The 11962-nt window shown below is 39.3% G+C and carries 14 protein-coding genes; 12 read left to right on the top strand and 2 right to left on the bottom strand.

What is annotated here, in order from left to right; genetic code table 11:
• Window positions 1–4: 4 nt before the first annotated feature.
• The 9 genes from CKV71_RS01995 (at window position 5) to CKV71_RS02035 (ending at window position 7566) form a co-directional block, all read left to right on the top strand.
• Window positions 5–2491 carry a DUF4040 family protein gene (locus CKV71_RS01995; protein WP_095103274.1) on the top strand — a complete coding sequence of 829 codons (2487 nt, stop codon included), beginning with the start codon at window positions 5–7 and terminating at the stop codon, window positions 2489–2491.
• Window positions 2478–2903, top strand: a complete 426-nt coding sequence (locus tag CKV71_RS02000; RefSeq protein ID WP_095103276.1) for a monovalent cation/H+ antiporter subunit B — start codon at window positions 2478–2480, stop codon at window positions 2901–2903. The genes CKV71_RS01995 and CKV71_RS02000 overlap by 14 nt, the downstream gene beginning before the upstream one ends.
• Entirely contained in the window at window positions 2900–3247 is a 348-nt protein-coding gene (locus CKV71_RS02005; RefSeq protein ID WP_095103278.1) for a Na(+)/H(+) antiporter subunit C, read from the top strand. The genes CKV71_RS02000 and CKV71_RS02005 overlap by 4 nt, the downstream gene beginning before the upstream one ends.
• Window positions 3240–4736: a Na+/H+ antiporter subunit D gene (locus CKV71_RS02010; RefSeq protein WP_095103280.1), complete on the top strand. Its 1497-nt coding sequence runs from the start codon at window positions 3240–3242 to the stop codon at window positions 4734–4736. The genes CKV71_RS02005 and CKV71_RS02010 overlap by 8 nt, the downstream gene beginning before the upstream one ends.
• The gene (locus CKV71_RS02015) at window positions 4736–5224 is read left to right on the top strand and encodes a Na+/H+ antiporter subunit E (RefSeq protein ID WP_095103282.1); all 489 of its coding nucleotides are present in this window, start codon (window positions 4736–4738) and stop codon (window positions 5222–5224) included. The genes CKV71_RS02010 and CKV71_RS02015 overlap by 1 nt, the downstream gene beginning before the upstream one ends.
• Complete coding sequence (locus CKV71_RS02020) at window positions 5221–5517, top strand: monovalent cation/H+ antiporter complex subunit F (protein ID WP_095103284.1); 297 nt, start codon at window positions 5221–5223, stop codon at window positions 5515–5517. Before CKV71_RS02015 ends, CKV71_RS02020 begins: the two co-directional genes overlap by 4 nt.
• Window positions 5495–5971 (top strand): Na+/H+ antiporter subunit G, encoded by a 477-nt coding sequence (locus CKV71_RS02025; protein WP_095103285.1) that lies wholly within the window; start codon window positions 5495–5497, stop codon window positions 5969–5971. The genes CKV71_RS02020 and CKV71_RS02025 overlap by 23 nt, the downstream gene beginning before the upstream one ends.
• 34 nt (window positions 5972–6005) lie before the next feature.
• Complete coding sequence (locus CKV71_RS02030; RefSeq protein ID WP_095103287.1) at window positions 6006–6299, top strand: DUF2316 family protein; 294 nt, start codon at window positions 6006–6008, stop codon at window positions 6297–6299.
• A gap of 274 nt (window positions 6300–6573) precedes the next feature.
• Window positions 6574–7566, top strand: a complete 993-nt coding sequence (locus tag CKV71_RS02035; RefSeq protein ID WP_095103289.1) for a D-lactate dehydrogenase — start codon at window positions 6574–6576, stop codon at window positions 7564–7566.
• Window positions 7567–7665: 99 nt separating this feature from the next.
• On the opposite strand, the gene CKV71_RS02040 is transcribed toward CKV71_RS02035, so the two are convergent.
• A complete protein-coding gene (locus CKV71_RS02040) occupies window positions 7666–9030 on the bottom strand; it encodes an amino acid permease (protein WP_095103291.1) in 1365 nt (454 codons plus the stop codon).
• 307 nt (window positions 9031–9337) lie between these two features.
• On the opposite strand from CKV71_RS02040, the gene CKV71_RS02045 reads away from it, so the two are divergent.
• Together CKV71_RS02045 and CKV71_RS02050 are read left to right on the top strand one after the other, a co-directional pair.
• A complete protein-coding gene (locus tag CKV71_RS02045) occupies window positions 9338–9976 on the top strand; it encodes an NDxxF motif lipoprotein (RefSeq protein ID WP_095103293.1) in 639 nt (212 codons plus the stop codon).
• A 126-nt stretch (window positions 9977–10102) separates the two neighbouring features.
• Entirely contained in the window at window positions 10103–10453 is a 351-nt protein-coding gene (locus CKV71_RS02050; RefSeq protein ID WP_095103295.1) for a zinc ribbon domain-containing protein YjdM, read from the top strand.
• 48 nt (window positions 10454–10501) lie between these two features.
• Here CKV71_RS02050 and CKV71_RS02055 read toward each other — a convergent pair whose 3' ends face one another.
• Window positions 10502–10756 carry a hypothetical protein gene (locus CKV71_RS02055; protein WP_095103297.1) on the bottom strand — a complete coding sequence of 85 codons (255 nt, stop codon included), beginning with the start codon at window positions 10754–10756 and terminating at the stop codon, window positions 10502–10504.
• Window positions 10757–10977: 221 nt separating this feature from the next.
• On the opposite strand from CKV71_RS02055, the gene dhaK reads away from it, so the two are divergent.
• Window positions 10978–11943 (top strand): dihydroxyacetone kinase subunit DhaK, encoded by a 966-nt coding sequence (dhaK, locus tag CKV71_RS02060; RefSeq protein WP_095103299.1) that lies wholly within the window; start codon window positions 10978–10980, stop codon window positions 11941–11943.
• Window positions 11944–11962 lie beyond the last annotated feature (19 nt).

An 11962-nucleotide genomic window follows, 5' to 3' on the forward strand; every position in this document is an offset into this window, starting at 1 on the left:
TAATATGAGCCTCTTATGGTTGTTTGTTTTTGTGATGGTCATCATGTTGGTCATTTTGTTGACGAATATGAAAGTGTATCCTTCTCGAACATTAGAACCTGATATTCCCACTGAGACTGGTGCAGACGCAACTGTTCAACAGACACAGCTGTCTAGTAAGCGGCCGTTTGCACGTTTCTCAGGTTGGATTGCCCTCATTGCCCCTGTCGTCAGTGCCGTATATTTTATATTTGCGATTTCACGGACAGCTGACGGCCGTTTAACTACAATTTCACTGCCTTGGATGCCCGCCATTGATTTAGATTTAGCGTTTCGACTGGACGGGTTATCGATGATATTTGCTTTGTTAATCACCTTGATAGGAACAGGTGTAGTATTATATGCCAATGCGTATTTATCGAAAGAACATGACGACTTGCCAAGATTCTATTTTTATTTAATTTTATTTATGTTCGCCATGCTCGGTGTAGTGTTAGCAGATAATACTATATTGCTGTATGTATTTTGGGAATTAACGAGTATTGCCTCATTTTTATTAATTTCTTATTGGTATAATCGCCAAGCGAGTCAGGACGGGGCGTTGAAGTCCTTCTTGATTACCGTGTTCGGCGGTATGTTCATGTTGATCGGTTTCATTATTATTTATAGTATTTCCGGAACCAATACGATTTCTGAATTGGTAACACAAACTGAAACGTTGAGCCAATCGCCGTGGTATCCCTTTGCGGTTATCTGTATTTTAATCGGTGCCTTTACTAAATCTGCTCAGTTTCCTTTTCATATTTGGCTGCCGGATGCAATGGAAGCACCGACACCGGTCAGTGCCTATCTGCATTCTGCCACGATGGTTAAAGCTGGATTGTATCTCTTATTCCGCTTCACGCCGATTTTAAGTTATGCCCCATGGGTCGGTTATATTGTTATCACAGTCGGCATCGTCACTTTAGCAGTCGGTTCGTTTGTCGCAGTTGGACAACGGGATTTGAAAGGGTTATTAGCCTATTCCACTATCAGTCAACTCGGCATGATCATGTCCATGGTCGGCTTCGGCATGTTGACATACAGTCTGCACCAATCTTTTGTAGAATTTTTCGTCATCAGTCTCTTTGCGGGTCTCTTCCATCTTATCAATCATGCACTGTTTAAGAGTGTGTTGTTCATGGGCGTCGGTATTATCGACCATGAAACGGGCACGAGAAATCTTGCCAACTTAGGTGGTTTGAGAAAAGTATTGCCGGTAACAGCAACAATCATGACTATCAGTGCGATGGCCATGGCAGGTTTGCCGTTCTTCAATGGCTTCTTATCAAAAGAAATGTTCTTTACCACTTTAGTCAATGCTGGAAAGTTGCCGATTGATGATCAAATCTTTATGAGTGTAATGTTGGTCATTGCAGTCGGTGCAAGTGTTTTAACCTTTGTTTATAGTTTGAGAATGGTGAAAGATACGTTTTTCGGACCTTTGAAAAAAGATAAGTTGCCGCAGATACCTGGTCATGAACCGGCATCGATGTATCTTGCACCTGTCATTATTGTGTGCGGTCTCCCGTTATTTTTCATCATTCCGAATATCTTAGGAAAATATCTGATCACTCCGGCATTACGCGATATTAACCATACTGCAGCCGTAGTGAAATATATTCCGCATGTGGAAGCGTGGCATGGGTTTACTACGGAATTACTCATTACTTTAGTCATTTATACAATCGGTATCTTGCTGTTATGGCGTTCGCGCTGGATGGAAGTGTACAACAAGCTGCCTTCTATCTTGAGTATCAATACGCTGTATAATGCGATGTTGAAATGGAGCGAAGCTTTCAGTCGCCGTAATATGCAGACCATGATGAATAACAAATTAAATCAATACTTGCATGTGATTTATCTGATGTTCTTCGGCATGCTGGTCTATGGGTTTATTAAAGTAGGATGGATTCCGATTAAAGGATTTGAGATAACCCCGTTCACTTGGTTCGAAATCTTAGTCTTAGTAAATATCGCTATTCTTTCAGCCGCTTTACTATACATTCGTGAACGGATGGCCATGGTCATTTTGAATGGAGTGATCGGTTATTCGATTGCCATTGTGTTTATTTTAATGAAAGCACCGGATTTAGCGATGACTCAATTAGTTATTGAAACCATTACGACGATTCTCTTCTTGCTGGTATTCTATCACTTGCCGAACGTGCAGCGTGATAAGGTGCAGTGGGGGAGAGAAGCGGTGAAGTTAATCATTGCATTTATGATGGCAGTTTTCGTCATGACCTTTGTCGTCATTGCATTGCAAGATCCGCCATTCCAAAAAATTTCGCAGTTCTATGAGAACAGCTATGATTTAGCTGGCTCGAAAAATATTGTCAATGCAATTCTCGGAGATTTCCGTGCACTCGATACGATGCTGGAAGGTATCGTAATTATGATTGTCGGACTCGGAATCTTCGCGTTAGTCAAATTCAAGATCAGAAAGGGTGAGTCGAATGAAAGAAAATGATATTGTTCTGGAAACTATCTCGAAAGTAGCGGTCTTTATTATTTTGACTTTCGGTGCGTATATATTTCTTGCAGGACACGATAACCCAGGTGGCGGTTTTATCGGCGGCTTGGTTTTCAGCTCAGCCTTTATTCTGATGTTCTTAGCCTTTGATGTACAGAAAGTAGTGAGATCGCTTCCGATAGACTTTCGTGCCGTAACTATTTCAGGTTGTCTGCTGTCTATAGCTACAGCCGTCACCCCGATTTTCTTTGGGCACCCGCTGCTTTCTCACGAAGATGTGTACGTCACGTTACCCTTGCTGGAAAAGATACACCTTTCAAGTGTCACGATATTTGAATTCGGTATTTTGCTGACTGTAGTAGGTGCCGTCACAACCATTATGTTAGCGATAAGTGGTGATAAAAGTTGAATGTCATACTCATTATTATTATAGGAATTTTAACCTTTGCAGGAACGTATATGATTCTATCTAAAAATTTAATCCGTATTGTCTTAGGGACAGCCATCTACACACATGTCGCCAATTTAGTGATCTTAGCTATGAGCGGCTTTAACGGTAAAAATGTACCGATTATCAATGGTGAAGGACGCAACTTTGTAGACCCGTTGCCTCAAGCCTTGATTTTAACAGCGATTGTCATCGGTTTTGCGGTCACAGCATTCTTATTGGTATTAGTTTATAGAACTTATAAAGTCACACGTGTGAATCGTATTGAAGCCTTGAGCGGAGAGGATGATGACGTCGATGAATAACTTATTGCTCGTTCCCTTATTAGTTCCGCTGATTACCGGACTCGTCTTATTCTTCTTCAAGGAACGTTTGATGGTCACACGTCGTATTGCGATTACGATGTTGATGGTGACGACAGCTGTGTCAATCTACTTGTTAATCCATGTCTTTAATACGAAACCACTCGTTATTAACTTCGGAGATTGGCAGCCGCCATTCGGAATTCAATTTGTCGGCGATACCTTGGCACTCTTTTTCGTCACTATCGCTAACTTTGTCGTCACAGTCATTATTTATTTCGGTTTCGGAAAAAAGGAACACTTGGCCAACCGCTATTTCTTACCGTCTTTCATATTGTTTATGTTAACCGGAGTGAATGGCAGTTTCTTAACCGCTGATATCTTTAATTTATATGTCATGTTCGAAATTATGCTGATTTCCTCGTTTGTACTTTTAACCTTAGGCCAAACCTTGGAACAACTGCGGGCTAGTGTGATTTATGTCGTTATGAACGTGGTCAGTTCATGGTTCTTCTTGATCGGCATTGCGTATTTATATGGGACACTCGGTACATTGAACTTCGGACATTTAGCGATGCGTTTAGCTGAAAGCGGTCAACCACCTGCCATGACGATGGTAGCGATTATGATGATCTTTGTCTTCGGCGGCAAGGCAGCACTTGTCATGTTTATGTGGCTGCCGAAAGCGTATGCGGCATTGAATACAGAACTCGCAGCCCTCTTTGCAGGTTTGATGACGAAAGTCGGTGTCTACGCATTGATTCGCGTTATGACTCTGCTCTTTAATCACCAGCCGGATATTACGCATCAATTAATGTATTATATGGCGATTATTACCATGATTATCGGTGCAGTCGGTGTCTTAGGTTATGAAGATGTGAAGAAAATTGCAGCCTACCAAGTGATATTATCCATCGGTTTTTCAGTACTGGGCATCAGTGCCTTGAATGAAGCGGGGATTACCGGGGCCATTTATTACGCAGGTCACGATATCATCATTAAAACCTTGCTTTTCTTAGTCTTAGGCGTTTTCGTGGTCCAATGCAACTCACGCAGTTACAAGAACATGGGCGGCTTGATTCATGTACATCCGAGCCTTGGCATTGTCTTCTTTATACTGACACTATCGATTGGCGGTGTACCGCCCTTCAGCGGCTTCCCTGGCAAAGTCTTGATTATTCAAGGCGCTTTGGAAAAAGGTTATATCACAGGAGTCGTAGTCTTAGTACTCACAAGTATTATTGCCATGTACAGCTTATTGCGTATCTTCTTCGTGATGTATTTCGGTAGAGAAGATGTTCCGAGAGTGCAGCCTGTGCCTTTGCCGCTGCACAAGATTATCGCCATGTTTCTACTGACTGCAGCGACTGTATTAATGGGAATCTGCGGCGAATGGTTCTTAGATTTCGCACGCCAAGCAGCAGAATTGAATCTGCATCCAAGCGAGTACATTAAGGCAATTATTCCAAATGTGAAAGTGGAGGTGGACTGATGTTAGCACAATTAACGTTGAATATTTTAATCGCATTCTTGTGGACTTTATTTCAAGATGAAGATAAATTTCATTTGTCCACTTTCATTGCCGGTTATTTGATTGGTATTGTCATTGTTTATTTAATACATCGTTTCTTCTTTAAACGTGTATTCTATTTAAAGAAAGTTTGGGTTATATTTAAATTTATTATCGTCTATAATGTTCAATTGATTATTTCTAGTTTCTCAACTATTAATTATATTCTCTTTAAATCCCATGATATGAATCCAGGTTTATTAATTTATGAAACTTCTTTAAAGAGAGATTGGGCAATTACCTTATTGACCTTACTGATTATGTTGACGCCTGGGTCATTAGTATTGCGGATATCACCAGACGGCAGCCGTTTCTTTATACACGCAATCGATGTATCAGAAAGAGACAAAGCCATTTTAACGAAACAAATTAAAAAGTATGAACGCTTAATCTGGGAGGTGCTCAAATGATCGAAACTATTATTATGTGGATGATACACGCAGCACTCGTGATTTACGGAATCGCTGTCATCGTTGCACTGTACCGCGTCGTCAAAGGACCGACCACACCTAATAGAGTCGTTGCTTTCGATTCAATCGGTGCCATGGTCATTTCAATCGTAGGACTCTTAAGCATTGTGCTAGACACATTGAGCTTTTTAGATGCCAGCCTAATTATCGCTATCTTAGCCTTCTTGAGTACGATCGGAATTTCAAGATTTGTGGAAGGAGGACGTATCTTTGAATCTAAACGAGATCGTTAGTTTATTCGCAGCAGTTCTGATTCTCCTAGGTTCCATCGTTGCCTTGATTAGTGCTATCGGTATCGTCAAATTCAAAGACGTCTTCCTACGCGCACACGCAGCGACTAAGAGCTCAACACTATCCGTACTGCTCTCCTTGACCGGCGTCTTTATCTACTTTTTGATGTTGCGCGATTACTTCAGCGTCCGCACGTTACTTACGATACTTTTCTTATATCTGACCTCTCCAGTAGCAGGACAGATGATTGTACGAGCAGCCTATAACATAGGTTCTTATATGTATATGAAAGACTCTCAGAGAAAAGGTACTTCCTTGAACATCGCCTATAATCGTAAAGTGGCACTTAAGAACCGTAAGTTGCGGGCAGCCAGAAGAAAAGAAATTACAGAAGCCTTTAGAAAAGGGGAAAGAGAACCGACTATCAGTTATAAACCCTATAAAAAGAAAAAATAACAACTATAATAGAGAATTGAAGGAGTGATGCCAGGTGTCATTAAATAAAGAACAACGCGCAATAACCAGTGAGGAACTCAAAGCACACTTTGAAAAATCAACATTAAGCAAAGCAGATTTAGCAGATACTTTAAATGTTTCAGTTGAAGACATTGATCACATTCTAGCAATGAAAGCACCTAAATTCGGTGCAAAGTTACAAAGATTTATCCATCTCGTGTGGGATGTACGCGACGAAATTAATCATGACATTCGCAAACATGGTAAAGAACCAGCGCCCTATACCTATTTAAAAGGTGAGAAAGAAGATTACTGGTTCTTGCAATAAGTAAAGCTCAGACGGCTTTGAAACAGGTGGGGAAACACTTGTTTTAAAGCCGTCTTTATCTATTCGACAATACTATACTTATAGTAGGATATGAAGAGGATATTAAAATACAAGATAATATTATAGTAAAACGCTTTAGAAAGCGCTATAATGAAATAACAGAGAATTCAGAATTAAGCTTATCCTCTTGACTATGTGAATATATTCACATAAAATAACAAGTGAGATAAGATTTATTCAATTACATTAATTTTTTAGAATCGAGGGAGTAATTATGACAAGAATTAAGTTTTTTGGTACACGCGATTATGAAAAAGACATGGCTTTAAATTGGGCTAAGGAAAATGATGTGGAAGTTTCATTTTCAGACGACTTTTTAAGCTATGACACTTTAGATCAACTTGAAGGATTTGACGGGGTTACAACAATGCAATTCGGCAAACTTGAACCTGAAGCTTATCCTAAGTTAGAAGAAATGGGAATCAAACAAATCGCGCAACGTACTGCAGGATTTGATATGTACGACTTAGATTTAGCTAAGAAACACGGCATCATCGTATCAAATGTTCCTAGCTACTCTCCAGAAACAATTGCTGAATACGCAGTAGCGGCTGCATTGAACCTTGTACGTCACTTCCCACAAATTGAAAAACGTGTTCAAGATTACAACTTCACATGGGAAGCACCAATTATGTCTAAACCAGTGAAAAATATGACAGTTGCTATCATCGGAACAGGCCGTATCGGTGCTTTGACTGGTGAATTATTTGCAGGTTTCGGTGCGAAAGTTGTAGGTTATGACTTATATCCTAATGATTCATTAGATTTCTTAGAATATAAAGATTCAATTGAAGAAGCGGTTAAAGACGCAGATATCGTATCATTGCATATGCCAGCTACTAAAGAAAACCATCATGCATTCAATAAAGAATTGTTTGATAAATTCAAAGACGGTGCTGTATTAGTTAATGCTGCACGTGGTGCAATGGTTGATACTGAAGCAATGATTGATGCTGTAGACAGCGGTAAATTACTAGGTGCTGCAGTGGATACGTATGAATTTGAAATGCCATACTTCACTTTCGATTGGTCTGGTAAAGAATTAGAAGACGACACATTCAAACGCTTAATCGAAAATGAAAGAATTCAATTGACACCACATATCGCATTCTTCTCAGATGAAGCGGTACGTAACTTGGTTGAAGGCGGCTTAAACGCTGCATTGAACGTAATTAACACAGGCGACACACCAACTCGCTTGAACTAAACTTGTTGAGTCGAAGTTTTAAATCATAAAGAAGCCGGAACAGTATTGAACTGCTCCGGCTTTTCTAATGGAAAAAAGAAAGCTTTTATCTCTAATTCTTTACTTTTTCAAAGCACGGTTTTTAAAGCCGCCAAATCGATATGCAACATAAAGTAAGAGCAACCAGAATGGTGAAAAGTACAACGCTACACGCGTATCTTCAGCTAAGAACAGAATCACAATCACGATTGCGAAGAATACAAGCGTGCTATAAGAACCGATAACTCCGAAGAAGTTTTTAAACTTAGATTGTGCATGCAACTCTGGATGTTGCTTACGATATTTAATGTAGCAGACTAAGATAATAGTCCAAATAAAGATGAAGAATATTGTTGCTACAGTAGTAACCACCGTAAATACTGTATCTGGAATAATATAGTTCAGAAGTGCTGCCAAGAATAAAACGACCCCTGAGAATATTAAGGCATTGTACGGTACGCCGTGACGATTGGCTTTACCGAGTGAACTTGGTGCACTCTTAGAAACAGCAAGGCCATAAACCATACGGCTGTTACTGAACAAGCCGCTGTTCGCTGCACTGGATGCTGAAGTCAGTACAACAAAGTTAACAATACCGGCAGCTGCTGGAATACCTGCAAGTACGAATAAATTAACAAATGGACTTTCATTCGGATCCAGTTTATTCCAAGGTGTAATACTCATAATCACCATCAAACTAATAACATAGAAAATGATGATACGAATTCCGACGCTATTAATTGCTTTCGGCAAGTTCTTTTCAGGATCCTTTGTTTCACGTGCGGTTACACCGACGAGTTCAATTCCTACAAAGCTGAAGACGGCCATTTGAAAGGCGAGTAAGAAGCCCATCATACCGTTCGGGAAAAATCCTCCATGTGAATAAAGATTGCTGAAACCGCTCTTAATATGGTTAGCAGAAGTAAAGCCGGTGAAAATCATCCATAAACCAATCACAATTAAGAATAAAATCGCAATAACTTTAATAATCGCAAACCAGAATTCAATTTCACCATATGCTTTGACTGTCATTAAGTTCAGACCTAAAAGTAAGATAACTGTGATAATCGCTGTCAGATAAGGCGGTACGCTCGGCCACCAGAAGTTGATATACTTCGTTACAGCCGTGATATCAGCAATCCCTGTAGCCACCCAACAGAACCAATATGTCCATCCTGTAAAGAAGCCGGCCATATGTCCAAGATAATCATCAGCGATATCGATAAATGAATTGTAGTTGCTGTTAGACAGTAATAATTCGCCTAATGCGCGCATCATGATGAATAAAAAGAAACCGATGATGATATAGGCAAGTAAAATGGAAGGCCCGGCTAACGCAATACTTTTCCCTGCCCCCAAGAATAATCCAGTACCGATTGCGCCCCCAATGGCAATCAATTGAATGTGTCGGTTACTCATACTGCGTTTTAAATCGTTGTTTTCCATAATATGTCTCCTCTCGATGTTGATGGAAAAAGATGGCATACAATCTTATTAATATATGCTATATTTCATCAAATCCCCATTTATATTGCACGGAATAGAATGTATATAATGAAGTATTATACACTAAATTTATTCATTGAGTAGTCTGATTTTTAAATTTTCTTAATATATTGAAAATGAAAGCGTTTTAAATATTACTTCACAACGATTAAGCTAAATTTTGATGAATATGTGAAATTGATTTTCAAAAGAATTAAACAGGGTATGGGAAGAAAGAATACATTAATTGGGAGAGGGAGAAACAGAGATGAAACGCATCATGATTATGTTATTGGCTTGCGGGTGTATATTATCAGCATGCTCTATGTCTGGAGATAAAGAAGCGGAGCATAAAGATAAGCCAGAGAAAAAAGTAACACAAAAGCAGCCGACTGAAAAAGACGCGTCTAAAATTAATTTACATCCCGAAATCTTTGCTAAAAAAGCTAAGAATAAAACTATCAGTGAAGCAGAAATGAAGCGAGATATTCAACAATATCTCAATGCAGATCATGACTTAACTAAGATTTCTGAGCATTATCAAGATGCCATGTATTCAGAAAAAGGGTTAAGCAAAGAAGAAGCAAACCATATCAAACAAGCTGGAAAACTGACAGATAAAAATGACAATAATTTTGCAGATTACATTAATCAAAACAAATTGCCAAAGGGCTATGATAGAAATACTCACAAAATCAGTCGTTATATTACCACTTCTAATCAGTATTTAAGAGATATGGAAGAGAAGATTGATACAGTTATGGAAAATTCTAAAGACGGAAAAGTTTCTATCAAAGAAATCGGTGATATAGGGTCAGATAGTGACGTGGTAAACGGCAAACAACAAAAGCAAATTGAAGATTGGTTAGATGAAAAAGGAATTCAGACACGTGCATTTACCAAATAACAAGACATCTATTTCAATATCTACTTTCAGTTCTAGGAATCTTTCAAATCTAGCAGCTTTCCCAAGCTTTCTTTTTCCATCAAAGCATGGTAAATTGAGTAGGTTATTAAGCATCAGGAGGAGACAATGGAACAAACTTTACCTAATTGCCCGAGCTGCGGTTCGGAGTATACGTATTTGGACGGCGCATTATTTGTGTGCCCGATGTGTGCGCATGAATGGACACAAGATTCAGTTGAGGAAGCGGAAGAAGCATTAAAGGTACGCGATGCCAACGGTCAGGAATTGGCTGATGGCGACACGGTTACGGTGATTAAAGATTTGAAAGTTAAAGGTGCCTCATCTGTGATTAAGCAAGGCACGAAAGTCAAAGGGATTCGTTTAGTAGATCCTGAAGATGGACATGATATTGATTGCAAGATTCCGGGCTTTGGCCAAATCGGCTTGAAGTCTATGTATGTAAAGAAGATAAAGTGAGCAGAACAGAAATAGGAGCCGAGACAATAATGTCCAAGCTCCTATTTTTTATATCATAGATTTCTTTTGCTTTTTCAAAAAGTAACTCAGAATATCACAAGCAATACAAATAATAATTAAAGCTGAAAGGGTCAAAATTTGCGGTGTGCTTTCGATAGTGATACCTAGTTTAAATTCGCCAGTACTTTGGAAATTCGCATAGAATCCAAATGCTAAAATGGCAAGGACACCGATGATACAAGCAATCGCAATTAAATCGCAAGCTAACTTAATACGTGGATGTTTCAATTGAGTATTAATCATTGCGCACCTCCGTATTTAATAAATTTATATCTTACTCTCATTATATCATATAAAATATGAAGTTTTTGACAGCGGTTCTCTTTGATTGAACGACCAAATTGATTTGAAATCTCAGCTATGACATGAATTCAACGAATACAAAAGATATAATAGAAGTGTAAAGAATAAATAAGCAGTAAATCAGCAGTATTCGAGATAACTTCATACAAAGGGTGAGAGAAATGAAGAAATTGATACAAGAAAAGACGACAATTTTATCGGATATGTTAGATGGTTTTGTATTAGCTAATCCAGAAACTGACATCATTGCGGAGTCAGTGGTGGTAAGAAAGAATAAGAAAGAGAAAGGGGTAGCGCTGGTTTCCGGAGGTGGAAGCGGTCATGAGCCTGCACATGCAGGTTATGTGGCCCAAGGTATGTTAGATGCGGCCGTCTGTGGTGAAATTTTCACTTCGCCTACACCTGATAAGATTCTAGAAGCCATTAAAGCAGTCGATACAGGTGACGGCGTATTGTTGATTATTAAGAATTATTCCGGAGATGTCATGAATTTTGAGATGGCACAAGAGATGGCGGAAATGGAAGACATTAAAGTCGGCAAAGTTATTGTACGCGATGATATTGCAGTTGAAGATGAAGAATTACGTCGTGGCGTAGCAGGTACCGTCTTTGTCCATAAATATGCCGGTTATTTATCAGAACAAGGGATAGATTTAGAACAGATTGTAGAAAAGGTGGAACATCTGCTTGATGGTATGCGCACTATCGGAATGGCTTTGACACCGCCGCTTGTACCTTCTACAGGACAATTAGGCTTTGATTTGGCAGGAGATGAAATTGAAGTCGGCATCGGAATTCATGGGGAGCGCGGATTGAAGCGCGAAATTATTAAACCAGTTGCTAAAATCGCAGAAGAATTAGTACAGACTTTACAAAAAGAAGTTTCAGCTTCTGAAGTGATTGCAATGGTCAACGGCATGGGAGGCACACCGCTTTCTGAGTTGAATATTGCGGCGAAATACATCAACAAAACCTTAGCCGATCATGATATTGCAGTGGTAGATTGGTTTGTTGGAGATTATATGACTTCCTTAGATATGCAAGGATTTTCATTAACGCTCGTACCGAATGATGCAGAAATATTTAAAGCACTTGAAGCACCGACAGCGAGTAAGTATTTTGGATAATGACACAAGGGGGAAATCG

The organism is Staphylococcus piscifermentans (genome assembly GCF_900186985.1).
GTDB classification, from domain to species: Bacteria; Bacillota; Bacilli; order Staphylococcales; family Staphylococcaceae; genus Staphylococcus; species Staphylococcus piscifermentans.

Excerpts from the sequence above, each read along its gene's own strand:
- CKV71_RS01995 (WP_095103274.1), top strand. The coding sequence starts at position 5 with ATGAGCCTCTTATGGTTGTTTGTTTTTGTGATGGTCATCATGTTGGTC.
- CKV71_RS02000 (WP_095103276.1), top strand. The coding sequence starts at position 2,478 with ATGAAAGAAAATGATATTGTTCTGGAAACTATCTCGAAAGTAGCGGTC.
- CKV71_RS02010 (WP_095103280.1), top strand. The coding sequence starts at position 3,240 with ATGAATAACTTATTGCTCGTTCCCTTATTAGTTCCGCTGATTACCGGA.
- CKV71_RS02015 (WP_095103282.1), top strand. The coding sequence starts at position 4,736 with ATGTTAGCACAATTAACGTTGAATATTTTAATCGCATTCTTGTGGACT.
- CKV71_RS02020 (WP_095103284.1), top strand. The coding sequence starts at position 5,221 with ATGATCGAAACTATTATTATGTGGATGATACACGCAGCACTCGTGATT.
- CKV71_RS02035 (WP_095103289.1), top strand. The coding sequence starts at position 6,574 with ATGACAAGAATTAAGTTTTTTGGTACACGCGATTATGAAAAAGACATG.
- CKV71_RS02040 (WP_095103291.1), bottom strand. The coding sequence starts at position 9,030 with ATGGAAAACAACGATTTAAAACGCAGTATGAGTAACCGACACATTCAA.
- CKV71_RS02045 (WP_095103293.1), top strand. The coding sequence starts at position 9,338 with ATGAAACGCATCATGATTATGTTATTGGCTTGCGGGTGTATATTATCA.
- CKV71_RS02050 (WP_095103295.1), top strand. The coding sequence starts at position 10,103 with ATGGAACAAACTTTACCTAATTGCCCGAGCTGCGGTTCGGAGTATACG.
- CKV71_RS02055 (WP_095103297.1), bottom strand. The coding sequence starts at position 10,756 with ATGATTAATACTCAATTGAAACATCCACGTATTAAGTTAGCTTGCGAT.
- dhaK (WP_095103299.1), top strand. The coding sequence starts at position 10,978 with ATGAAGAAATTGATACAAGAAAAGACGACAATTTTATCGGATATGTTA.